Raw genomic sequence first — 23333 nt, forward strand, 5'->3', positions numbered from 1 at the left:
CGTTCTGTTTGTAGTGATTATACTTTATCATGAAAAGACGTACTCAAACCAGTTGACTCGCTGATTGGACTCGTACAATCCCATATGCTATCTTGAAATAGAATGTACTTAATGAGGAGGCAGCTTCTATGTATATCTATTTGGTTCCTTCACCGATTCCGGATGCACTTGCTGCGTACCCGCATCTAACTTTGCGAAGCGAAGAGCATGTGCGTCTGGCTATTGAATCCGCAGAACGCCTGATGAATATCGAGTCTGATGATAAAGTAGCCGCATATGAAGCTTTTGATGCCGCAGGCTCCTGGACTGGCGGTGGTTACGCTGTTCTGAACAATATCCCTGTCACAGAGGATGGTCGTAACGATTTCGAAGAACGGTTTAAGAACCGTGCCCGCAAGGTAGAAGACGAGCCTGGTTTTGTCGGTATTCGTGTGCTTCGCCCTCTCAAGGATGATACGTATGTTGTACTTACACTCTGGCAATCCGAAGAACATTTCAAAGGCTGGCAGGAATCCCAAGCCTATAGTCACGCTCACCGAAACCGCAGTACAAGCGAAGGGCTGACTGCACAGAAGCCCACCATGTTCCCCAGACCTTCTTACGTCACAACGTACACGATAGAATAACGGATTGGGTCACGCCTGGCTTTTATCGCAGTAGCGCCCATGTTTTTTCAAACCTCTTCCTGCATGGAAGAGGTTTTTTGCCGTCAATTATAGAAGGCTCTCATTTTTGACACAGCCATGTTGAGATAGGATAATACTTGTTAAATGAAACTTCGGAAGGGAAGGCGGTACCTTGTCACGCAGTTCACTCACCCGATTTCTAAGCGGACCTTTTATATTCTTTACCATTATCATGATGATCAAAAGTTCACTGGCCTGGATTGTTATCTTCGATGACATCCCTGTCTGGAAACCACTGCTGACCGAATTGCCGCTCATCTGGATCGGCTTCTGTCTAATTGAGTGGTTTGCTGCCAAGCGACGAATGTGGATGTACCTTGCCGTGGATCTGCTGCTTTCAGGGATTTTTTTTGCAGCCATCATGTACTACAAATACTATGGCGTAATCGTTAACTATCATGCGCTGGCACAGGTGAATCAGGTGACCTCAGTCAAGAGCAGTATGTTCTCTTTACTTGATCCCTATTATTTGTTTATTTTTGCAGACGTTCTGATCATTGGGGGGATACTCACTCGTCGTCGGATCAAGCTCGGGAGTACAGAACGCCCAAACCGTATTCCACTTGAACGACGTGCCAGAAGACGGGTCGCTTCGGTCATTCTGATCCTGTCCATGATCCTATGCATGCTTAACATCTATCCCAATCGGGCCAGCATGAGTGAGCTTACACAAGCAGAACAGATGGGCATCCTCGGTTACGAGGCGTATACCATCCTGGATCGACCTGATAAACCTGTGCCCATTGCTCAGATTGATCAGACTGACATCGACCAACTGAAGCAAACGACCGAACTTCCTGCAATTTTGGAGAAGGGTGCCGCGAGCGGACGCAATGTGATTATGCTCCAGTTGGAATCGTTTCAGAACTTTCTGATTGGATTAGAGGTAGATGGACAGGAGATCACGCCCAACCTGAATCAATTGGCTAGAAAGAGTCTGTATTTTCCGAACTTCTATCAGCAAGTGGGACAGGGAAATACATCGGATGCAGAATTTGTTGTGAACACATCGTTCTACACCCCACCGAACGGGGCAGCAACAACTGTATATGCAGATAAAGCTCTGCCGAGTCTACCCAAGTTGATGTCAGCAAACGGATATCAGACAGCCACATTCCATACAAATGATGTTCGTTTCTGGAATCGGGATCAGTTATACAAGGCACTAGGGTTCGACCAGTATTATGATATTGATTATTTCGGCACACAGGACTCTATCGCCTTTTCGGCCTCGGATGAAGTACTGTATTCCAAAACACTGGATAAGCTGGAATCCATGCAGTCTTCGGGCAATCCCTTCTATGCCCATATCATTTCTATGTCAGCTCACCACCCGTACACTTTGCCTAAAAACAAGGTAAAGCTGACGCTGCCAGAACGTTACAAGGATACGTTGCCCGGAAATTATCTGATATCACAGCATTATGCGGATCAGGCAGTTGGACAGTTGATTGCTGGATTGAAAGAACGGGGATTATGGGAAAATAGCTTGCTCGTCTTGTACGGGGATCACCTGGGGCTTCCCATCTACTCACTGGATCGGGATGACAAAGTCCTTATGAAAGAGTTGTATGGCCGGGAATACACATCAGCAGATATGATTAATATCCCACTCATGATCTCGGCTCCGGGCGTTACCCCGGGTGTACAACTGGAACAGATCGGAGGCCAGGTGGACATTCTGCCAACGATTGCGGGACTCACCGGAGTATCACTGAAGGACCAATTACACTTCGGACAGGATTTGCTTCGTGAAGGGGGAAATCTCCTACCCGAACGCTATTACCTTCCTTCCGGGTCGGTGCTAAACGATGCTTCTCTCTTCATTCCGGCAAAAGGATACGGGGACGGGACGCATTATTCCCTAGCTGATGCAGGCAGACAGGATGCTGGGCAACAACGGACAGGTGTTCCGTCAGACGAGACACCTCAGATTTCGGGAGATGAGGAATCTCCAACTATCGCCACACCCAATAACAGTGGGCTGTCTTCTTCACGGTTTATAACGAAGGATCAATATGATCGAGCATTGGATCTTGCACACTTGTCCAACAGTTATTTAAGCCAGTTACCGGACCGAAAGGCTGAACAATAATTGAATCTTTTCACTCGAACTCATCCATGCGGCGACCCTCCTCTTTAACATAGAGAGAACGGTCGCTATTTATTTTCAGAACCAGACTAGTGGCCTATCCATTCGTAAGCAGACCATCAAAGAGCCAGTTGCCTTCCTCAGAACGAATGAAATAGAAATCTAATGCACCGTTTCCATCAGACCATACTGTAGCCATATGTAAAATGACACGATCTGAATCCAGAGGATTAAATCCACGGTACTCCAAATTATTCAGGCTAACGTTTTGCAGAAAAGGGACTTCGTAATCCCCCTGTTCCAGTTTCGAAATAATGATATTGTTCTGCTGCGATATTTCTATGTTCGGAGAAGACACCGATTCAAGATATGTATAGTTATTGGATTGCATCGCCGCCATCAGTTTAAACGTTATGTTCAGCGTTTCTCTTAAACTTTCTATTTCTTCTTGCTCTGTTGCGTCTTTTTCATCTTTTCTCTTCTGGTTGTTACGTACCTGCTCCTTCAGCAGTTCATTTTCCTTTCGCATTTGTTCGGTATTTATGGCATCCTCACGTTCCCTCTCCTGTACATCTGGTAGTGAAGCATCGTCACTCGAACTGCAGGCTGTTAAAAATAAAGCGAGCATCCATATCAATAAGATTCTGCTTTTTCTCATCTAATCCCCTCCTTAATAAAAAGTGAATAATAGAAACACATGCCTTCCATATTTATGGTAACATATTCCAAACAAAAGAAAATACTATCGTGTTTATTCTGAAAAATAAACAAAAAAGACCCGAACCCTGTTAGTCCAGGCGCGGGTCTTTCATATGATTACAACGGCAGTAGCGCAACCGACTTGCGAGCAGTCAATTGTTCTACCATGGCAAGCCATTCTTGTGGTTTATTAGGAAGTACAGCATAATATCGATTCAGGAAATCAGCCACCAGACTTGCTGGCAGTTCACCAAGCGACTCATCACCTGGCATGAAGCACAGGTCCAATCCACCAACCGCTTCGCCATCCCCTTGCCAGGATGGATGAACATATGGGAAGTCCAGACGCTGGTATCCCAGATGGGACAATACTTCGCGACGCACATACGGGTCCATCGGCTTGATGCCGCCAAACTCGTGATCCTGACTCAGATAAGGGTTATAGATTTCGGCAAACATACCGAACAATTCTTTCCCGTTTGCTGCAGCCAGCTTTTGCAGATCACGCTTGCGGCGATTCGCCAGGAAACTGCCAATCCCCAGTCCTTCGCGCCCAATAATCGTAAAGTCCGTCATGGCTACGTTCCAGTCGTCGTAATAACGGTACTCCGTCGCGCCAACGACTTGTCCTTCATGTACAGCCACGAACACCCGAATACCCGGATCTTCCAGCGGTTCTTCCCACAGGGGGAAGTCGAGCACTTCCTCCCGCGGGAAAATTCCCTGCATTAGCTTGTGCATTTGGGCAAACAACGGATCTTTAATAGATGTAATACGCGTGAATTCCATAGATTAATGCCTCCTCGATCAATGATGTATTTCATTTGTTTTCTTTATCTGAACGGATTAAGCCACTCCATCAGGGCAGCATAATTACAGGATTCCTCATCGTCCAGATAGTCTGCGGTCACACCAACGGGCATGCGGCCACAGCGAAGCAGAAACGATATCACCGGGTCACGCCTCTCTCCTGCTGTTACCTGATCTAGATATTCCTGCGCAGACAGTTGGTCTGCAACCAGATGGTAACCGGGTATTCTACCAGCGCCTAGTAACCGATCCATACCCTGTGCAATCACAAGATGGTACATCGCCTGCATCATCAACTGAGCCAGTCCCCATTTGCGGTACTTTGGACGAACACAGAGATCAACAATATACAGCGTGTTGCCATCCGGCTGATGGTTACGAATATAACCGTCATCCGTTACTTCGGCCCAGGTATGACTTGCTGGATGTGCAGGGTCCCACTGCATCCGTAGCGAGGTCATTGAGCCAGCCAATTCTCCATCGACTTCAATACAGATGGCACCCTCCGGGTAATGCTGCACATGACTGGTGAGCTGCTCGTGACTCCAGAGCAGCTCTTCCGGATAAGGAGGAGGGAAACTCTCCGCCTGAATGCGAATGAGTTCCTCAAAGTCGGCTGCAATATAATTGCGAACGACTGCTTTTACCCTTTTACCATTCCGCTCCGGGTCGGTGATCAGCATTTCTTTCGTATACATGTTGCCGGTTCACTCCTTTCCACTGACAAATGAACTCCAAAACTCTGTTTTGCTTCGGTTTTAAACGTAGTTGCCTACGCCCAATCGGTATACAGATCGGTACGGCGGTCACGCCAGGTCGTTACCGATCCACGTTCGCGCACCTCATACAACAAGTCCAAATCCAGATCGGCGGTCACGATCATATCGTTGTTAATCTCACCCTCGGCCAGAATGCCACGTGGCGGGAATGGAATATCATTCGGCGTAATAATTGCAGCCTGTCCGTAGTTGGCCCGCATGAAATCAACGGTTGGCAAGTTACCCACTGTTCCTGTTAACACAACATACACCTGATTCTCCACCGCGCGGGCATGACTCGTATAACGCACACGGTAGAATCCGTGACGATCGTCCGTACAGGAAGGACAGAAAATCACATCAGCGCCTTTGGCTTTGGCCATCCGCACAATTTCCGGGAACTCAATATCGTAACAGGTCAGCATGGCAATGCGGCCTTTATCCGTGTCAAACACCTCAAGTCCATCTCCGGGAGCCATATTCCATTCCTGGACTTCGGTTGGTGTAATGTGAATCTTGTCCTGGCGAGCGATGCGACCATCTGGATAGAACATGTGGGCTGTATTATACAGCTTCCCTTCACGGCGAATGACGTGGGTTCCCCCGATGACGTGCATGCCATACTTGGCAGCAAGTGAAGTGAACAGTTGTTCATATTGTTCCGTATAGTTCGGCAGATCCTCAATCGTCAGTGCATTGCCTTGTTTGTCCCCAATGGACATTAACTGCGTTGTGAAAAATTCCGGGAACAGCACAAATTCGGTTCCGTATTCGCTTGCTGTCCGTATGTAATGCTCAGCCTGAGCGGCGAACTGCTCAAACGAGCTGATTGTGTGCAATTGGTATTGTACAGCGGATACCCGCAGTTTCATGTTCGTACACCTCCATCATGATTATGCTTCCATTGTAACAACGATCCGGGGTCAACAAAAGAGTATTTACACTGGGCACTACAATGACAGAATAACCTTCCGATCGCTTCCTTACTCACCCAGCATCGACTGTGTGAATCCAATCCACTCTCTCGTGGCAAAAGACAGATAACGATCCTTCCGCCAGATCATGCCGAGCTGCCATGGAATCACCGGTTCCACCACGGGTATAATACGTACGCGCATATGGTCCACCTCACGACAGATCGTCTCCGGCAGTAAGGCTACACCCAGATTGGCGGCAACCATCGCGCTGAGCAGATCCCACTGAGAGCTCTCATATACCACACGGGGCTGGAACCCCGCATGCTGGCAAGCCACAATAATCCGGTCATGCAATGCAAAATCCTCCCGGAACAGCACAAAGGCGTCGTTTTCCAGTTCATGCAGCGCGACCGACTCTTTCTCCGCAAGTGGATGTGAAGGGTGTACGAGCAGGTTCAGCTTCTCTTTCACAAACACAAAATGATCCAACAGTTCATCCACGGTTGGCAGTACGGCAACGCCAATATCCAGTGCACCGCTGATCACATCGGCCTCCACTTTTTTGGCGCCATCCTCAAACAGCTGAATGGTCACCTGCGGGTAGGCTTTGTGAAATTCACCAATGATCATGGGGAAAAAGCTTGATCCTACCATTGGCGGCAAGCCGATCCGCAGATGGCCTTTTTTCAAGTTCATCAGATCGTCCAATTCGGAGGACAGACTGCGGAATGATTTTTCAATCTCCAGTGCCTGCCGAAAAAAAACATGACCTGCATCGGTTAGTTCCACCTTTTTGCCATAACGATCCAGTAGCGTGATCCCCAATTCCTCTTCAAGACTCTTGACCGTCTTGCTGATCGTGGGCTGGGTGATATACAGGACTTCGGCGGCTTTTGTGAAGCTCTGCTGCCGGGCAACTTCCAGAAAATATTGCAAATGGCGGATATCCATCGGTTGATCCCCACCTCTCATAGATAAATGGAATAGTAAACATTCTTAATATGCATTTTACTCATGAAAGAATGCCATGTAAAATTTGTGATATCAAATGAAACATTTTCAAAAAAAATTAAACGATTACGTTGATTATATAAGGAGGGATTGAAGTGAAAAAATGGGGCCTTGGTATTGCACAGGTTGCGCTCTTAATGGTTTTTTCACTGCTTATGGACCTGCTGGCCCGTACTCTCCATCTTCCTGTACCCGGTTCAATACTCGGTATGGTTGTGTTATTCATTCTGCTTCAGACTCGTGTCGTGAAGCTGCGTTGGATTGAAGTTGGAGCTGCCTGGCTGCTCGGTGAACTATTGTTATTTTTTATCCCGTCAGCCGTTGGCATCATGAACTATATGCCCATGCTGGAGCATGACGGATTGCAGATTTTATTCATCGTACTGCTTAGTACATTCCTGGTCATGTCCTGCACAGGCCTGGTTGCTACACGAATTGCCAAACGAAAGGAGCGTCACACCGGATGATTGGATTTCTCTGCCTGCTGTTAACCGTCGGTATCTATGGGGTCGCCAAACGAATGTATCGTAATCTGCCGAAAGTGTACCTGTCTCCGTTGCTCATTACGCCACTGCTTGTCGTTGGCATATTACTTGCAACCGGAACGGATTATGCCACGTATAGCAGTGGCGGCAAATGGCTGAGTCTGCTTCTTCAACCGGCCACCGTGGCTTTTGCCGTTCCGCTCTATACCTTTTTCCATGTACTCAAAAAACATATTTCCGAGATTGTCTTCAGTGTCATGACCGGTTCAGTCGTTGCCGTACTCTCTTCTGCCCTGCTCGCCAAATGGTTGCGTCTGGATTCCGGTCTCATTCATAGTCTGATCCCAAGATCGATTACCACCCCAATTGCCATGAACGTATCCGCCACCATCGGTGGCATACCCGCAGTGACAGCTGTTTTTGTTATTATGACTGGTCTGCTCGGAGTGATTATGGGCCCTTCTATTGTCAAAATGCTGCGCATCGATGGGGAGATTGCACGAGGCACACTGTTTGGAACCGGTGCCCATGGCACAGGGACATCCAAGGCGTTTGAATTGAGTTCCCTGACCGGTACCATCTCCAGCATCTCCATGGTGCTCGCTGCATTGTTCACTTTAGCCGTTGCACCCGTCCTTTCCAAACTTATTTTTCCATAATAGATGGCATTATCCCACTTTTTTGAAATATTATTGTTGTATTAAAGCCCTTTCTTCCTTACAATAAGGACAGGTTTTTAATTGTGAATATTGCGGGGGAGATGCGATGAAAAGAACCGGAATGAAGAGATCTCTGGACCGTCTTGGACGAATTGTCCTTCCCAAAGAAATGCGGGATACGATGGAAATCCATATCGGCGATCCGCTTGAGTTTTTCATTGAAGGGAAAGAGTTGATTTTAAGAAAGTACAAATCAACATTATGTATTTTTTGCGGTGATGTAGATACGGAAATGTATTTCAAAGAACAATTCATCTGCCGGACTTGTGCAATTCAATTAAAACACCCGGATGACTCTCCCGACTGGTTCGTACCTCAGAACAAACAGGCTCCTGCACCCGTGGAGCGTCCTGCTTCCAAATCCGCCCCAGTCTCATCTCCCGCTAGGGAAGAAGGGACCACAGCTGACAACCAAGAATACCCGGACCTGCGGCCAAAGACGGCACGCATGCTGCAACAGATGAAAGAAATTGTTGAACAGAATCCCGGTTTGGCTCAACAGCAAATTGCGGAAAAGCTTGGCATCAGCCAAGGACGCGTCTCTCAATTAAAAAAGTTACTATAATCAAAATGGCATTCGATCATTTATAGTCAGAAGACCTTCCGATCAGGAAGTCCCGCTGCAAGAGAACCCGTTGTTTTTCGTGGGTTCTTCTTTTTTTATTCAACTTGTAATGGAAAGGAGTTCTATGGATAAAATTCTGTATTTATCACAATTCGACCTCATGTCCTCCTTATCCGAGGCAGACCTGATTGAAATGGATGGGATGACCTCTATCACGACCATACCCAAAAACAGACAGATCCAGACACCGGATACGTTTACAGAAGGTTTCTATTTTGTAAAACGGGGAAAGGTTCGTTTATATACATTAAATCCGGAGGGCAAACAGTTCACTCTCGATATGTTGACGGAAGGTAACGTGTTTGGAGAAATGAACGGAATCTCACTCGGAACACGCGCCGTTTATATCGAAACGATGGAGGAGTGTGATATTTGCCTGATGAACAAACAACGTTTTGAACAGTTTCTGATTGAACATCCACAATTTATGATGAGACTGATGAACGTACTAAGCGAGCGGATCAAGCAAATGAGTGAGTTGACACAGACGCTCGCACTAGGAAACCTGCATGAAAAGGTGCTACATAATCTCTTCCGCCTGGCTGAACAGATGGGATGGATCGAAGAAGATGAGTTCTGCAAGATTCAACTCGCACTTACCCATCAGGAGATTGCCTGGATGGCGGGGGCTACACGGGAATCGGTTACGATTGTCATGCAAGACTTGGCAAAAGCAGGTCGTATTCGTACCGGATTCAAATCAGTCTCCCTTCATCGTGACGAAATCGCTACCCTTCGGAAAATCACTGCCCACTTGTAAGATGCCTTACATCCCCTTTCTCCAGCAAGTTGTACTGTATAACTCATGATGCTATACATCTAAGGAGGAATATACTGTTGAATGCTAAGCCAGATCTATTTATCCCTGAAGACGTTTTTCTTCGCAAAGGTGCCCGTAGAGCAACGGAGATCCCTGAGCATATCCGCAATTGGCTGCAAGCAGGACATATCGAATCAGTCAATCTGACCGAATGGCTGGCTGTAGATCATGTTTCTCTTTTTCAGAAGGTTACCCATGAATGGGGAATGGATACCGAAACCAGAGCAATTACAGAGCAGTTAACACAGATGGATGAGCAGCGAATCATGAAAATCATCCCGGCCATAGCCATGCAATGGCTTGATCTGTTGAATCGTCTAACCATGAATGAACAAACGGATCTCTTTCGTTCCATTGCAGAGCATCGTTCAGACAGTGTTCGCTGCTGGGCGGCTTATATCATTGGGCTGAATTCTGGTCTGAACCTGACTGAAAAGTTGAAGCATATTCGGCCCTTTGGAGCAGATCATCACTTTGGTGTAAGAGAAATCGCCTGGATGGCTGTACGGGAGTCCATCTCTGCCGAATTATCCTTAGCCCTGCAGCAGTTAATCCCATGGAGCGTTGACCCTGATCCACTGATCCGTCGCTTTGCCATAGAATCAATCAGACCTCGTGGCGTCTGGACCAAGCATATTCAGGAGTTAAAAGAAAATCCGGCCATGGCCCTTCCCTTGCTTGACGCGGTGAAATCCGATGCCCATAAGTATGTACAGGATTCGGTAAGTAACTGGCTGAACGACGCCAGCAAGACCAATCCAGAGTGGGTGCGGCAGGTCTGTGCCACTTGGACTCAGCAGTCGGATACACAATATACGCGGCGAATCGTTAGACGTGCCACGCGAAGTCTTACATAAAAAAAGATGACCACCGCTTACTGGCAGTGGTCATCTTCTGCATAGGCATCCGCGTTTACATTCCTTTTGACAGGACTACCTTTTCCTCGGTAAATAGCCCCATAACGTTCCCTCTTATCTTTAACTTACGCCTGAATCGCGTCCATCTGGCCTTCTTCTTCCGCTTCCAATCTGCGCATGCCTACCACCAGAACAATGATGTTAGCTACCAACAACACAGCCGGGAACGGAACAGCAGCGTATTGTGCATAGATCAGATGACTTCCCACGGCCCCAATCAGAATGAATGTCAGTATGCCTGAAGCCAGGATGCGAGTACGTGGAATCAGCAATCCTACTGCACTAAGCAACTCCGCAGCCCCGAGCAAATACATCGTCCATGTCGGATAAGAGAAACTTTCGAATGTCTGAATCATCATGTCTGCCCCACTAATCTTGTTAAACCCTGTCATGACGAAAACACCTGCTAACACAACCAGAAAAACGTAACCCAAAATCTTGTTCATGTGTATATCCTCCTGCAAGAAATTATATGTTCCTACTATGTAATGATTATTTTTGCTGCACATTGTAAAAAAAGAATCTATGTAAAAGTTCCCAAAGGTCACTCTGTTTTCAACCGTTCTGCCCAGTTCAATTTTCAGAATAGTACGCGTTCATATTATACGTATTATTTATCACCAACTTACTTTTGTGAAGTTAGTATATAATAATAATATAATTTCTTCAAGTAATTTTTCACTGTATGATGTATAATACATACAAAAGGTATGTTACAGTATATTTTGTAGTAACCCTCATTTACTTGGATGTCCTATATTCTTAAAGCGGCAGAAACCATGTCCTTTCATATACAACCTGCGAAGAAAATAATCATGAATCGAGGTGAACACGTTGAAGCTAAAAAAAGTAAAAGCACCAAGTCCCTGTATGATCACTCAAGCCATAGACATCATAGGAAAGAAGTGGGTACTGTTAATCATGTACCAACTGTTGTCCGGACCCAAGCGGTTTACGGAGCTTGAAGCAGAGATGGCGATCAGTGGACGACTTTTATCGGAGCGATTGAAGGAAATGGAGACGGAAGGTATCGTAACCCGACACATGTTTCCCGAGATACCTCCCCGTGTAGAGTATGAATTAACACCTAAAGGCAGAGCCATTGAACCTGTCATTGATCAGATCTACAGCTGGTCTTCCGACTGGTTGAAACAGCAGAAATCCGAGTAGTTGAATTGCTGCTTAATAATCTCAACACAAATACGCCTGAATCAGGCTGATCTGCGGATCATTCCCTGATTCAGGCGTATTTATATTACGTTCAACTTTTATTAATGAGAGAGATGTTTTGAAGGCTGAAGCTGTACCGGCAGACCGGAATCTGCCGATGCCAAGGCCGCCGTTGTAATCTCCTGTGTACGGCAGGCATCCGCATAATCGGACAGAATTCGTGAACGGTCTCCCGTACGCAGGGCGTGAATGAACGCTTCATTCTCACGCTCGTATGGATTATGTCCTGCCGGAATCTCCAGACCTGCCATCGCATGTTTTGCCGCACTTGGCAGAAGCAAACGTTCTGGCGTCCAATCCCACACGCCTGCATCCGTGTAGAACTGGAGCCCTGCGCCGCCCTCTCCGTCTGGCAACAGACATGTATTGGCGATACTGGCAATCGCTCCACTTTCCAGCTTGAGCGTCACATTCGCCACATCTGCTACGGTCACATGCTCATGCTTCTCATGCATGCTTCGCTGAGCTGCTACAGCATATACCTCCGTAACTTCTCCTGCACAATACCGAAGCAAGTCTACAATATGTGTAGTCTGCTCTACGAATTGTCCTCCTGAACCGTCCTGACGCCGCCACCAGGCGACCCCTGGCATTCCGCCCATCCAGCGGCCAAGAGCCATGCCGACCGTCTGTTCTTTCATCGATTGCTGCAGGACCTGCGCGGCCTCCTGATAACGGAAATGGTATCCTACAGAGGTTAACAATCCGCTCTTTTGCACCTGATCCAATACCTGACGCGGAACATCCATTCCGGTGCTCAAAGGTTTCTCCACCAGGAATGGAATACCGCGGCGGATTAATTCGGACTCAATCGACCCGTGAGACATCGGAGGCACACAGATATACACCGCATCCAGCTTCTCACCATCCAGCATATGTTCAAGTTCCCCGTAACCAACTGCATCATAAACGGAGGCCATGGCCTCTGCCTTTTCGAGCGATGTTCCACAGACACTCGCAACACGAACACCTTCCATCCGTGCGAGAATATCCGCGTGTACCTTACTGAACCAGCCTGTTCCAATGATTCCGATCTGTAATGTCATGGATGTAATCCCCTCTCTATGTTACACGCTTACATGTTCCATTCGACTCTTGACCTTGAAATCCTGCCTTAGATTTTGCCGGATGCTTCCAGCAACAGCTGATCCAGTTCCTGTGTATGTTTAACCTCTTCCTCTTCCGACCAGTTCAAACGACCTGCCATATACGAGATAACCGCTGTTTTATAGCGACGAACTTCATCAATACGGAAGAATAAATCACCTGTTCTTCGTACCAAAAAGTCAGACGGGGTTACAGCCATCTCTTCATCAATCGCGTAAAGCAGCATCAGCAATAGCTCCTGTGGCATGCCATGAAGCTCGGACTTGGTGCGTGGATCGGGCATTCGCTCATACAGTGCCTCCACATTGGAACCATACGTGCGAACCAGCCGCTCCGCAGCAGGTCGGGCAAGCCCGAGGGCAACACCGTCCTTGATCTTGCGCTCCGCATACGATACAAATCCAGCCGATCCCCCTACATCACCGCCGGAGATGGGCATCTTCTTCGTTACACAAGGGCCTATGGAATGCCCACTCTCCTGCTCCATCTGGCGTGCGACCAGATCAACAACCATCTCGGCCATTTTACGGTATCCGGTTAACTTGCCCCCGGCAATCGTAATCAGATTGGAATCGGATACCCAGACTTCATCTTTACGTGAAATTTCGGAAGGATTCTTGCCTTCCTCATGAATGAGTGGACGTACACCCGCCCATCCGGATTCCACGTCCTCGGTACCAATGTGTACATCTGGAAACATGCCGTTGACTGCATCGATCACATAATCGCGATCTGAGTCAGAAATTTGCGGGTGTGCAGGATCATCCTGATATACAGTGTCGGTTGTTCCTACATAGGTTTTGCCATCACGTGGGACAGCGAATACCATTCGACCATCTGGTGTATCAAAATAGACAGCCTGCCTCAATGGGAATCGTTCACCATCAAAGACCAAATGAATGCCTTTGGTCATCTGTAGCGTTTTCCCCTTGCGCGAACCATCCAATTCCCGCAGCCCATCCACCCAGGGGCCGGAAGCGTTGATCACCTTGCTTGCTTTTAGCGTATATATCTGCCCATCGATCTGATCCCTAGCTTCAATACCTGTAATCTTGCCATTCTCCTTCAGGAAATCCTTCGCCTTGACGTAGTTCACTGCCTGTGCCCCACGTTTGACAGCTTCTTTCATAACTTCTATGGTGAGCCTGGCATCATCAGTCCGGTACTCCACATAGAGTCCACCACCCAACAACCCCTGTTTGCGTAATAAAGGTTCACTGTCTGACACCGCTCCAGCATTCAACATTTGGCGCCGTTCACTGCGCTTCACCCCGGCGAGCCGATCATACACCATCAGTCCAATGGATGTGCTGAAGCGGCCGAACGTGCCAGCCGTATAGATCGGTAACAACATCGGTTCCGGTGTGGTCACATGTGGCCCATTTTCATAAACTACAGCCCGCTCCCGTCCTACCTCAGCAACCATCTTCACTTCATATTGCTTCAAATATCGTAATCCGCCATGGACAAGCTTGGTCGAACGACTGGATGTACCTGCTGCAAAATCCTGCATTTCTACAAGCGCCGTCTTCAATCCACGGGAAGCTGCGTCCAATGCAATCCCTGCGCCTGTAATTCCACCACCAATAATTAATACGTCAAAATGTACATTCGCCATGTTTTGCAAATATTCGGTCCGGTATGCTGACGAGAACGTTTCTGTCATTCTTGAACCTCCTATTGATTTTCTCGATTTTTCCGTAAAGAAAACAAAAAAAGGACCACGTCATTCGCTCAGCAATTGCTGAGCGGCACGTGGTCCCTCCCGATCTCCAGACATCATTTTTTTAACTTGTGCCTTTATCCTATCACAGATTTTTCACGGCGTGAAGTCCTGAAATGACACATTATTCAAAAAAAATTCAAAAAGTTGTTCTGCCAAAGGATGGAATTTCAAATGAATCCACTAACCTTGTTTTTTTCCTTATAGTGGGTATACATTTTGCCTTCTCCAGGAAGAATAACCCTGTAAATCATGCATCATTTTCCACCAGTAAATATCATTTATAACATATGTTTAGTTAAAAAGTACAAATACCCACACCAAGAAATATTCATTTCATTTCTTTTATTTAAAAGCCATTGCTGCGTTCACTGCACGTTTCCAGCCTGCATACAGTTCTGTCCGTTGTTGCTCCGCCATAACAGGCTGGAAGACACGCTCCGTATTTTCATGATCCGTCAATTCATCCGCACTCGTCCAATATCCAACCGCCAATCCTGCCAGATAAGCCGCACCCAATGCAGTCGTTTCATTCACCGTTGGGCGTTCGACAGGAATGCCCAGAATATCACTCTGGAATTGCATGAGAAAATCATTCGCCGCCGCTCCTCCATCCACACGCAGAGCATGCACGGGAATACCCGAGTCGGATTCCATGGCCTCCAGTACATCTTTGGTCTGATACGCCAACGCCTCAAGCGTAGCACGGATAAAGTGTTCCTTCGTCGTACCTCGGGTCAGGCCAAACACCGCACCCTTAACCTCACTATCCCAATATGGACTGCCCAGTCCCACAAAGGCAGGTACCATATAAACGCCATCTGTGGAAGGCACACGTGAGGCGTAATCCTCGCTGTCTTTTGAAGAGCGAAGCATTCTTAATCCGTCACGCAGCCACTGAACCGCTGAACCTGCAACAAAAATGCTGCCTTCGAGCGCATATTCAACCTTGCCATTCATCCCCCAGGCAATCGTCGTAATCAGTCCGTGATTGGATTGTACCGGGTTCTCTCCCGTATTCATAAGCATGAAACAACCGGTACCATATGTATTTTTCATACTGCCCTTGGTGTAACAGCCCTGACCAAACATCGCTGCCTGTTGATCTCCTGCTGCTCCCGCGATCGGAATCCGATGACCGAAGAAATGATAATCTGTTGTGTGTGCATACACCTCGGATGAACCCCGTACCTCTGGCAGCATGGCCTTAGGAATGTCGAGGATAGCCAACAATTCGTCATCCCATTGCAGATCATAGATGTTATAGATCAAGGTACGTGAGGCATTGGATATATCCGTGACATGTGTACCCCCGCTCAGTTTCCAGATTAACCAGCTATCAATCGTGCCAAAGAGCAATTCACCCTTCTCGGCCCGCTCCCGGGCACCAGGGACATGATCCAGAATCCACTTCACCTTTGTTCCCGAGAAGTAGGGATCGATCAGTAATCCTGTTTTACGGCGGAAAAGGTCCCCGAGACCCTGCGTCTTCAATTCTTCACAGATACCTGCGGTCTGTCTGGATTGCCATACCACTGCATTATAGATGGGTCTGCCTGTTTCTTTGTCCCATACCACAACGGTCTCACGTTGATTCGTAATTCCAATTCCGGCAATCTGAACAGGTTTGATTCCGCTCTCTGCCAGACATGAAGCCATCACGGCAAGAATGGAACTCCAGATTTCGTTGGCATTCTGCTCTACCCAGCCCGGTTTGGGGAAATACTGGGGGAATTCCTGCTGTGCAATGTGCACAATCTCTCCGCCACGGTTAAACAGAATAGCTCGGGAGCTTGTCGTTCCCTGATCCAGAGCCAATATATATTTTTCCATACAGCCAACCTCCTGTTGTGGGTTATTTTTAATTTGTAAGCGATTTCTCAAAATGTCGGATCAGCTCTGCGTTGGATGTGGTCACTGCCGTAGCCCCGACGCCAAGCGCAAGTTCAACCTCTTCAGGTGAGCGGATCAATCCCCCCGCAATAATGGGTATCCCTGTACACACAGATACTTCCGCAATAATATGCGGAATGACGCCAGGTAATACTTCAATGTAATCAGGTTGGGTTTTGGCCAGCAACAGATAACTTTTCTCCAGTGCATGGGTATCCAGCAGAAACACACGCTGAATGGCTGTGATGCCTTTCTGCTTCGCCTTCTGGATGACACTTGCCCTAGTCGAAATCAGTCCTGCCGGGCGAATGTGCTGACACAGATACTCTGCCGCGTACTCATCGTTTTTTAATCCCTGTACCAGATCTGCATGCAAAAGTATCTTTTTGTCATACCGCCGCGCCTCATCCATTACACTCTGAAGCTGTGCAATATGCGTTTCCAGCATCACCCCATAGGTATAAGGGCCTTCAATGATCGCTTCAAACTGCTTCATGCTCTTCGCAGCCGGCAATATACGTTGTCCCTCAAATGGCACCTTGGTTCCTCCCGCATTCATCAGATGACTATATTGTATAATCCGCACTGTCGGAACGGCAAGCCATTCCATGAATCAGGGAAACCTGATCGCTACCCTGTCATCCATGCAAAAAAGCCGCTGTATACTTCTCCATAGCGGAGAGTAAAACAACGGCTAATCAGCTAATCGTATATGTTCAATGAATAAAGATTAAGCCTGCGCATGCGGAAGCAGCGTCTCTGCCCCAGCCCAGCCATCACTTTCCGCCAAGTGACCAGAACGGTTCACTTTCGTTTGCAGATATTTCTCGTTGAATGCAGAGCGATCTCCCCACAGTGGGACACGTCCGCCCACATTCAATCCTGCTTCCTGCAAAGCAGCCAGCTTCCGTGGATTGTTCGTGATCAATGTAACCGGTGCGGAGCGAAGTGCACGCAGCACAGAAATCGCATCGTCATAATTACGAGCATCGTCCGTGAATCCGAGCTGCAAGTTCGCATCTACCGTGTCCAGACCTTCTTCTTGCAAAATGTACGCCATGGCTTTGCTGAACAGACCGATGCCACGGCCTTCATGATTCGCAAGATAGAACAGTGCACCCGCTCCGTGAGCGGCGATCATTTTCATGGATTGCTCCAATTGGAAGCCACAATCACAACGCTTGCTGCCAAAGATGTCGCCTGTATGACAGATGCTATGCATCCGGATCAGCGCTTCTTGTGCTTCAGCAAAGTCACCGTACACCAGAACACTGGATTGTTGACGCTCTGCTAGTTCAGCCTCAGCAAGGGATTCGATTAACTCGCCGCTCTCCATCGCTTTGTCCGATTTCATCCAGCTGTACCACTGGAATGTCTTGGTCTCCCCATCGAGGTTAACCGGAAGCTTGATTGGTCCCACCAGGTATATAAACTCTTTTCCACTCGGAAAAGTCTGAATTTTAGGGGCAAGCAGTTGAATAATATGTGAATTGATCATTGTCGTTCCTCCTGTTTAGGCCAACTTGTATGTTGATTGATTCGCATCCAGCGTGAAATTGGATCACTTGGATGTTATATAGTACGCATCTATATTATTCTCATCATCATTAGTTACTTTATGTAAGTTAGTTTAGAATAAAAATTATAATGTGTCAAGTAACTTTTATTTTTAAAGTAACTACCCAATTTATGTTACGCAACGGACACAAATATGTGTTTCATTTCAGGAATATTGGGTATGAGTTTATAAACTGCTCATACACTAATGTTGTAGTCCAAAGCACTTCATGCCTCGAACTTAACGATGAGGGGGTAATGCACATGATCCGCCGGAAAAGAACATGCTGGACAGCCATACTGATGGTCTGCGTCCTGCTCATAAGCGGATGCTCCATCTGGCCCGGACAGGACGATTCAGCGAACAACAAAAAGGTAACGCTTACATTATGGTACTGGAACCGTTCCATCGATGATAAGTTGATTGCCAGGGCTAAGGAAAAGTTCCCCAACATTGAACTGACAGCTCAGAAAATCGGCGGTGATTTCAAAGCAAAGCTCAAAACAACACTCGCTGCACGCTCAGGTGAACCAGACATTGTGGCATTGAACGACTGGATCATGGAGCTATTCCCCAGTGAGGACCGTTTCTATAATCTGTATGATCTCGGTGCAGGCGATATTGAAGACCAGTATCTGCCGTGGAAATGGAAGCAAGGCGTTACGCCAAGCGGACAGATGATCGGGTTCCCGATGGATACGGGACCAACAGCTCTCTTCTATCGTGAAGATCTCTTCAAGGAGGCAGGATTGCCATCTGATCCCGAGGACGTTACACGTCAGATTAACAGCTGGGATGCATATGCCGCTGCCGGAGAACAGATCAAGGAGAAATTCGGAGGCAAGGTATTTCTGACCGATAACATTGGAAGCGTTTACAACCAAGTGTTGTCACAAGGCGCTGAACGTTATTTCCGTCCAGATGGTTCATTCATCGGCATGGATTCTGCTCTGGTGCGAACAAGCTGGGATACATCCATAGCTTTCAAAGAGAAGGGACTGCTTGCCAATGCAGACGGCTGGACTCCAGGCTGGAACGCAGCGATGAATAACGGTGAAGTCGCCTCGTTCGTGGGTGCTGTCTGGATGAAGCAAGTGCTTCAGGAAGCTGCACCGGATACATCCGGGAAGTGGCGGGTAGCTCGGGCTCCGGGAGGGGATGGCAACAACGGGGGATCATTCCTGTCTATCCTGAAGTCGAGTGAACATCCTCAGGAAGCCTTTGAACTGGTTCAATGGCTGCAAAGTCCCGAAAATCAGCTGGAGCAATACCAGACATTGAACCTGTTCCCTTCCGCACCAGGTGTGTTTGATGACCCTGCTATGAAAGAAAAAGAACCTTTCTTCGGCGGACAGGCGACGGGGCCTGTATTTGCCGAATCGGCACAGGAGGTGCCGGATGCTTTTTTTGGCGAAAGATACCCCTCCGTACACAACATTATCACCCGACGGCTGAATGATGTGGCGAAGCAAAATGCCGATCCACAGCAGGTCTGGACAGATACGGTACACCGCGTCGAGCGGGAATTGCAGCGTTAACCTGAAGAACGTGTGGTTTCGTTATCCGCAAAGGAGGAATTCATATGGCTGTAACTGAACCTCGTCTTACTCCCGATCCCGGAAATGCAAGACCTGATCTGGATCGGCAGAAGTCACTATGGGCGAGAATGTGGGAGCATCGTGCACTTTATGTTGCAATATCGCCGTTTTATATTCTGTTTGCGGTATTTGGCCTGTTCCCGATTGGATTCTCACTCTATCTGGCTTTTCATAAATGGGATGGCATCGGTGTCATGACGTACAACGGGTTCAACAACTTCAAATACATGCTGACCGATGCCGAGTTCTGGCAAGCCGTGGGCAACACGTTCATGATCTGGATCTATTCGACGATTCCGATGCTCTTCTTCGCCCTGATTATTGCCTTTCTGCTGCATGCACCCTTTGTGAAGTTCCGTACATTATTTCGGGTCGGTTATTTCCTGCCAAACGTCACGTCCATCGTAGCGGTAGCCATTATCTTCGGTGCTTTATTTGCCAACAATTATGGCTTTCTCAATTATCTGTTGCAGTCGGTCGGGCTACCTGTTGTGGAATGGCTTAATGCACCATGGGGCATCAAAGTTGCAATCTCCTCCATGGTGGTCTGGCGCTGGACCGGATATAACGCTGTCATCTATCTGGCCGGGCTACAAAGTATCCCGCAGACATTATACGAAGCGGCCAAGATTGACGGCGCATCAGCGATACAGTCCTTTTTCCGAATTACGATTCCGATGCTGCGCCCTGTAATCCTGTTTACGGTCATTACATCAACGATAGGCGGAATGCAGCTGTTCACCGAGCCGCAAGTATTGGTAGGTAATGATGGCGGCGCTGGTGCAGCAGGCATGACGATTGTATTGTACCTCTACCGTGAATCCTTCATTAACAATTACTTCGGCTATGGCGCTGCCGTTGGTTGGGGCATGTTCCTCATTATCGCCCTGTTCTCGATTGTGAACTGGAAGCTTGTTCAAGGCAAATCATCCTGATGTGATAAGGGGGAGCGCTCATGGCGACCAAACACCTCAAATCGCTGGTGTTGTATACCGGTCTTATCGGGGGCATGCTCATATCCATATTCCCGTTCTATTGGCTGATTGTAATGTCTACCCGGACAACGTCCGATATCTACAAGTTCCCACCGCAGCTCTGGTTCGGGGGTGAGCTATGGAATAATATTACGCGGGTATTGCAGCAAATTGATTTCTGGGGCGCCTTTCTGAATACGTTGTTTGTGTCGGGCCTCGTGACCATACTTGTACTGTTTTTTGACTCACTGGCGGGGTTTGCGTTTGCGAAGTTTGAATTTCCCGGCAAAAAATGGCTCTTCATCCTGCTGCTCGCGACCATGATGGTACCTTCCCAGCTGTCGCTGGTGCCTTCCTTCGTACTGATGGCAACGTTCGGTTGGGTCGGTTCCTTCAAAGCCCTCATTATTCCCGGCATGGTGAACGCCTTCGGCATCTTCTGGATTCGCCAGTATGCGACAGAGTCGATTCCAAACGATCTGCTGGATGCAGGCCGCATCGACGGCTGTAATTTCTTCCGGCTCTATTGGAACGTAGCGCTGCCAATTCTGCGACCTGCCTTTGCTTTCCTCGGCGCGTTCACTTTTATCGGCGTATGGAATGATTATCTGTGGCCTTTGATCGTCCTGACGGATGAACGCAAATATACGTTGCAGATTGCGTTGTCTCAATTGAACGGGTTGTATAACACAGACTATGCCATGGTTATCGCGGGTACGTTGCTTGCCGTCATTCCACTCATCGTTATGTTCCTGTTCATCAGCCGCCAGTTTATTTCGGATATTGCCGCAGGAGCGGTGAAGGATTAAGGATGATGTAATCGAGATCGACGTAATCTGCTCCATTTTGATCCATCCCTCAAGTCTGATATTCTTAACTATAGATGAAATAACAGATGTCATATAAGTTGGATGAATAGCGTCACGTGCACGAAGGGAACAGAAAGGGCCTGAAGAAATGGAATTAAAAGCTTTCTGAAGGAAAGCTACTTCGAAAGCATATACTTCGCATTTACGCGATCGGAAGGCTTTTTGTACCCGAAGTGTTAACGTGTAACAGCATTCTTTCACTTATATATTTAAGAAAGAGGGATGACAAAATGGCTTCTTCACCCTATATGATCGGCGTAGATATCGGCACGACCTCCACCAAGGCCGTCTTGTTCGAACAGAACGGAACCATTGTGGCTCAAGGCAGTGCCGATTATCCGCTGCACACCCCCACACCTGCGATTGCGGAGCAGGATGCGGAAGATATTTTCAAAGCAGTCATCGAATCCGTTAAACAGGCCACGTCCAAAGCGGGAGTGAAGCCAGAGGACATCCTGTTTGTATCCTTCAGTTCAGCCATGCACAGTATTCTGCCAGTCGATCAACACGGCAAACCGCTGATGCGAGCCATGACATGGGCAGATAATCGCAGTGCCGAGTGGACCGAAGCACTCAAATCCGAGATGAATGGCCACGAAATCTATCTGAGAACAGGTACGCCCATTCATCCGATGTCCCCACTCACCAAGATCATGTGGCTCACTCGGGATCAACCGGAACTGTTCAGACAGACGTACAAATTCATATCCATGAAAGAATATGTGTTCTATAAATTATTTTCTGAATACGTCATTGACCACTCGATGGCCTCCGCCACCGGACTCATGAATCTGGAGAAACTCGACTGGGATGCAGAAGCGCTGCATGTGGCGGGCATTACGCCGGAACACCTGTCCCAATTGGTCCCAACCACACATGTGCTGAAACATGGATTGAACCCGGAGTACGCCAAGGAGATGGGCATTGCGGTCACCACACCGTTTGTCATCGGGGCCAGTGATGGCGTACTCTCCAATCTGGGCGTTAACGCCATTGATCCGGGCGTCGTGGCCGTGACCATTGGTACCAGTGGAGCGATTCGCACAGTCGTAGATAAACCGGTGACCGATCCAAAAGGACGCTTCTTCTGTTATGCGCTCACGGAGGATGCCTGGGTCATTGGCGGACCAGTCAATAACGGCGGTGTTATTTTCCGCTGGATTCGGGACGAGTTTGCGGCTTCCGAGGTGGAGACTGCGAAAAGACTTGGTATCGATCCGTATGAGGTGCTCACTCGTGTTGCCGAAAATGTACCTCCGGGTTCGGAGGGTCTCTTGTTCCATCCGTACATGACAGGTGAGCGGGCTCCGCTCTGGAATCCGAACGCACGCGGCTCGTTTTTTGGCCTGACGCTGCATCATAAGAAAGAACATATGATTCGCGCTGCCCTCGAAGGTGTGTTGTTTAACCTGTACACGGTCATGCTGGCGATTGAAGAAAAGATCGGTCGTCCAAAAAAAATTCAGGCAACTGGCGGCTTCGCCCGCTCTGAGTTGTGGCGCCAGATGATGGCCGATATTTTCGATCAGGATGTCATCATCCCCGAAAGTATCGAAAGCTCCTGCCTCGGCGCAGCCGTACTGGGCTTGTATGCTCTGGGCCGCATCGATTCCCTAAGTGCCGTCTCCGGCATGATCGGATCAACGCACCGGCACCAGCCTGACCCGGACAGTGTCCGTGTTTATCGGGAGTTGCTGCCCATCTTCATCCGCATCTCCCGCAAATTCGAAGAAGAGTATGCGGATATCGCTGCTTTTCAGAATAAGACGATGCAGGGGTAGGGAAGGCGTGGGATGTTACACGTCGGAGATTCAAAACGTTGAACATGGAATACGCTAACGA

The 23333-nt window shown here is 48.0% G+C and carries 23 protein-coding genes; 12 read left to right on the plus strand and 11 right to left on the minus strand.

Translation table 11 applies throughout. The annotated features are described in order from the left end of the window. Positions 1–128 precede the first annotated feature (128 nt). Together MHB85_RS29190 and MHB85_RS29195 are read left to right on the plus strand one after the other, a co-directional pair. Positions 129–626, plus strand: a complete 498-nt coding sequence (locus tag MHB85_RS29190; protein WP_036612926.1) for an antibiotic biosynthesis monooxygenase family protein — start codon at positions 129–131, stop codon at positions 624–626. Positions 627–858: 232 nt separating this feature from the next. Next, positions 859–2781 carry an LTA synthase family protein gene (locus MHB85_RS29195; protein WP_091013257.1) on the plus strand — a complete coding sequence of 641 codons (1923 nt, stop codon included), beginning with the start codon at positions 859–861 and terminating at the stop codon, positions 2779–2781. Positions 2782–2875: 94 nt separating this feature from the next. Here MHB85_RS29195 and MHB85_RS29200 read toward each other — a convergent pair whose 3' ends face one another. The 5 genes from MHB85_RS29200 to cidR all read right to left on the minus strand — a co-directional run bounded on the left by MHB85_RS29200 (position 2876) and on the right by cidR (position 6913). After that, the gene (locus MHB85_RS29200) at positions 2876–3436 is read right to left on the minus strand and encodes a hypothetical protein (protein WP_091012664.1); all 561 of its coding nucleotides are present in this window, start codon (positions 3434–3436) and stop codon (positions 2876–2878) included. Positions 3437–3594: 158 nt separating this feature from the next. Next, complete coding sequence (locus tag MHB85_RS29205) at positions 3595–4266, minus strand: GNAT family acetyltransferase (protein ID WP_091012662.1); 672 nt, start codon at positions 4264–4266, stop codon at positions 3595–3597. Between the two features lie 44 nt (positions 4267–4310). Then, on the minus strand, positions 4311–4985 hold the full coding sequence (locus MHB85_RS29210; protein WP_091012660.1) for a GNAT family N-acetyltransferase: 675 nt from the start codon (positions 4983–4985) through the stop codon (positions 4311–4313). A 74-nt stretch (positions 4986–5059) separates the two neighbouring features. Further along, positions 5060–5917, minus strand: a complete 858-nt coding sequence (locus MHB85_RS29215) for a carbon-nitrogen hydrolase family protein (protein ID WP_091012659.1) — start codon at positions 5915–5917, stop codon at positions 5060–5062. Between the two features lie 111 nt (positions 5918–6028). Next, positions 6029–6913, minus strand: a complete 885-nt coding sequence (gene cidR / locus MHB85_RS29220) for a cidABC operon transcriptional activator CidR (protein WP_076251770.1) — start codon at positions 6911–6913, stop codon at positions 6029–6031. A gap of 155 nt (positions 6914–7068) precedes the next feature. On the opposite strand from cidR, the gene MHB85_RS29225 reads away from it, so the two are divergent. The 5 genes from MHB85_RS29225 to MHB85_RS29245 all read left to right on the plus strand — a co-directional run bounded on the left by MHB85_RS29225 (position 7069) and on the right by MHB85_RS29245 (position 10479). Next, a complete protein-coding gene (locus tag MHB85_RS29225; protein ID WP_017691758.1) occupies positions 7069–7440 on the plus strand; it encodes a CidA/LrgA family protein in 372 nt (123 codons plus the stop codon). Next, complete coding sequence (locus MHB85_RS29230) at positions 7437–8117, plus strand: LrgB family protein (protein ID WP_047840819.1); 681 nt, start codon at positions 7437–7439, stop codon at positions 8115–8117. Before MHB85_RS29225 ends, MHB85_RS29230 begins: the two co-directional genes overlap by 4 nt. 106 nt (positions 8118–8223) lie before the next feature. Next, on the plus strand, positions 8224–8742 hold the full coding sequence (locus tag MHB85_RS29235) for an AbrB/MazE/SpoVT family DNA-binding domain-containing protein (protein ID WP_047840820.1): 519 nt from the start codon (positions 8224–8226) through the stop codon (positions 8740–8742). A 124-nt stretch (positions 8743–8866) separates the two neighbouring features. After that, on the plus strand, positions 8867–9562 hold the full coding sequence (locus MHB85_RS29240; protein ID WP_091012657.1) for a Crp/Fnr family transcriptional regulator: 696 nt from the start codon (positions 8867–8869) through the stop codon (positions 9560–9562). Positions 9563–9639: 77 nt separating this feature from the next. Continuing rightward, on the plus strand, positions 9640–10479 hold the full coding sequence (locus MHB85_RS29245; protein WP_091012655.1) for a DNA alkylation repair protein: 840 nt from the start codon (positions 9640–9642) through the stop codon (positions 10477–10479). A 125-nt stretch (positions 10480–10604) separates the two neighbouring features. On the opposite strand, the gene MHB85_RS29250 is transcribed toward MHB85_RS29245, so the two are convergent. Continuing rightward, on the minus strand, positions 10605–10985 hold the full coding sequence (locus MHB85_RS29250; protein ID WP_051447288.1) for a DoxX family protein: 381 nt from the start codon (positions 10983–10985) through the stop codon (positions 10605–10607). A gap of 424 nt (positions 10986–11409) precedes the next feature. Between MHB85_RS29250 and MHB85_RS29255 the strand changes: the two genes are divergently transcribed. Then, a complete protein-coding gene (locus MHB85_RS29255; protein WP_026081419.1) occupies positions 11410–11709 on the plus strand; it encodes a winged helix-turn-helix transcriptional regulator in 300 nt (99 codons plus the stop codon). A 101-nt stretch (positions 11710–11810) separates the two neighbouring features. Here MHB85_RS29255 and MHB85_RS29260 read toward each other — a convergent pair whose 3' ends face one another. From MHB85_RS29260 to MHB85_RS29280, 5 genes are all read right to left on the minus strand, one after another. Continuing rightward, on the minus strand, positions 11811–12815 hold the full coding sequence (locus tag MHB85_RS29260) for a Gfo/Idh/MocA family protein (protein ID WP_047840822.1): 1005 nt from the start codon (positions 12813–12815) through the stop codon (positions 11811–11813). Positions 12816–12883: 68 nt separating this feature from the next. Then, on the minus strand, positions 12884–14542 hold the full coding sequence (locus tag MHB85_RS29265) for a glycerol-3-phosphate dehydrogenase/oxidase (protein ID WP_445739045.1): 1659 nt from the start codon (positions 14540–14542) through the stop codon (positions 12884–12886). Between the two features lie 402 nt (positions 14543–14944). Continuing rightward, complete coding sequence (gene glpK, locus MHB85_RS29270; RefSeq protein WP_210109313.1) at positions 14945–16432, minus strand: glycerol kinase GlpK; 1488 nt, start codon at positions 16430–16432, stop codon at positions 14945–14947. A 28-nt stretch (positions 16433–16460) separates the two neighbouring features. Further along, positions 16461–17030 (minus strand): glycerol-3-phosphate responsive antiterminator, encoded by a 570-nt coding sequence (locus tag MHB85_RS29275; RefSeq protein ID WP_341074291.1) that lies wholly within the window; start codon positions 17028–17030, stop codon positions 16461–16463. A 192-nt stretch (positions 17031–17222) separates the two neighbouring features. Beyond that, complete coding sequence (locus MHB85_RS29280) at positions 17223–17990, minus strand: GTP cyclohydrolase II (protein WP_149846859.1); 768 nt, start codon at positions 17988–17990, stop codon at positions 17223–17225. Positions 17991–18313: 323 nt separating this feature from the next. On the opposite strand from MHB85_RS29280, the gene MHB85_RS29285 reads away from it, so the two are divergent. From MHB85_RS29285 to gntK, 4 genes are all read left to right on the plus strand, one after another. Continuing rightward, positions 18314–19588: an ABC transporter substrate-binding protein gene (locus MHB85_RS29285; protein ID WP_091012648.1), complete on the plus strand. Its 1275-nt coding sequence runs from the start codon at positions 18314–18316 to the stop codon at positions 19586–19588. A 128-nt stretch (positions 19589–19716) separates the two neighbouring features. Next, positions 19717–20583 (plus strand): carbohydrate ABC transporter permease, encoded by an 867-nt coding sequence (locus MHB85_RS29290; protein WP_091013252.1) that lies wholly within the window; start codon positions 19717–19719, stop codon positions 20581–20583. A 20-nt stretch (positions 20584–20603) separates the two neighbouring features. Then, positions 20604–21431: a carbohydrate ABC transporter permease gene (locus tag MHB85_RS29295; RefSeq protein ID WP_341074093.1), complete on the plus strand. Its 828-nt coding sequence runs from the start codon at positions 20604–20606 to the stop codon at positions 21429–21431. A 290-nt stretch (positions 21432–21721) separates the two neighbouring features. Beyond that, positions 21722–23272: a gluconokinase gene (gene gntK, locus MHB85_RS29300; protein WP_341074094.1), complete on the plus strand. Its 1551-nt coding sequence runs from the start codon at positions 21722–21724 to the stop codon at positions 23270–23272. The last annotated feature ends 61 nt before the right edge of the window (positions 23273–23333 follow it).

The sequence above is a fragment of the Paenibacillus sp. FSL K6-4396 genome (genome assembly GCF_038002525.1).
Classification (GTDB): Bacteria; Bacillota; Bacilli; order Paenibacillales; family Paenibacillaceae; genus Paenibacillus; species Paenibacillus amylolyticus_B.

Excerpts from the sequence above, each read along its gene's own strand:
- MHB85_RS29205 (WP_091012662.1), bottom strand. The coding sequence starts at position 4,266 with ATGGAATTCACGCGTATTACATCTATTAAAGATCCGTTGTTTGCCCAA.
- MHB85_RS29215 (WP_091012659.1), bottom strand. The coding sequence starts at position 5,917 with ATGAAACTGCGGGTATCCGCTGTACAATACCAATTGCACACAATCAGC.
- glpK (WP_210109313.1), bottom strand. The coding sequence starts at position 16,432 with ATGGAAAAATATATATTGGCTCTGGATCAGGGAACGACAAGCTCCCGA.
- MHB85_RS29250 (WP_051447288.1), bottom strand. The coding sequence starts at position 10,985 with ATGAACAAGATTTTGGGTTACGTTTTTCTGGTTGTGTTAGCAGGTGTT.
- MHB85_RS29265 (WP_445739045.1), bottom strand. The coding sequence starts at position 14,542 with ATGACAGAAACGTTCTCGTCAGCATACCGGACCGAATATTTGCAAAAC.
- MHB85_RS29195 (WP_091013257.1), top strand. The coding sequence starts at position 859 with ATGATGATCAAAAGTTCACTGGCCTGGATTGTTATCTTCGATGACATC.
- MHB85_RS29295 (WP_341074093.1), top strand. The coding sequence starts at position 20,604 with ATGGCGACCAAACACCTCAAATCGCTGGTGTTGTATACCGGTCTTATC.
- MHB85_RS29235 (WP_047840820.1), top strand. The coding sequence starts at position 8,224 with ATGAAAAGAACCGGAATGAAGAGATCTCTGGACCGTCTTGGACGAATT.
- MHB85_RS29210 (WP_091012660.1), bottom strand. The coding sequence starts at position 4,985 with ATGTATACGAAAGAAATGCTGATCACCGACCCGGAGCGGAATGGTAAA.
- gntK (WP_341074094.1), top strand. The coding sequence starts at position 21,722 with ATGGCTTCTTCACCCTATATGATCGGCGTAGATATCGGCACGACCTCC.
- cidR (WP_076251770.1), bottom strand. The coding sequence starts at position 6,913 with ATGGATATCCGCCATTTGCAATATTTTCTGGAAGTTGCCCGGCAGCAG.
- MHB85_RS29255 (WP_026081419.1), top strand. The coding sequence starts at position 11,410 with ATGATCACTCAAGCCATAGACATCATAGGAAAGAAGTGGGTACTGTTA.
- MHB85_RS29200 (WP_091012664.1), bottom strand. The coding sequence starts at position 3,436 with ATGAGAAAAAGCAGAATCTTATTGATATGGATGCTCGCTTTATTTTTA.
- MHB85_RS29230 (WP_047840819.1), top strand. The coding sequence starts at position 7,437 with ATGATTGGATTTCTCTGCCTGCTGTTAACCGTCGGTATCTATGGGGTC.
- MHB85_RS29285 (WP_091012648.1), top strand. The coding sequence starts at position 18,314 with ATGATCCGCCGGAAAAGAACATGCTGGACAGCCATACTGATGGTCTGC.
- MHB85_RS29260 (WP_047840822.1), bottom strand. The coding sequence starts at position 12,815 with ATGACATTACAGATCGGAATCATTGGAACAGGCTGGTTCAGTAAGGTA.
- MHB85_RS29240 (WP_091012657.1), top strand. The coding sequence starts at position 8,867 with ATGGATAAAATTCTGTATTTATCACAATTCGACCTCATGTCCTCCTTA.
- MHB85_RS29290 (WP_091013252.1), top strand. The coding sequence starts at position 19,717 with ATGTGGGAGCATCGTGCACTTTATGTTGCAATATCGCCGTTTTATATT.
- MHB85_RS29190 (WP_036612926.1), top strand. The coding sequence starts at position 129 with ATGTATATCTATTTGGTTCCTTCACCGATTCCGGATGCACTTGCTGCG.
- MHB85_RS29280 (WP_149846859.1), bottom strand. The coding sequence starts at position 17,990 with ATGATCAATTCACATATTATTCAACTGCTTGCCCCTAAAATTCAGACT.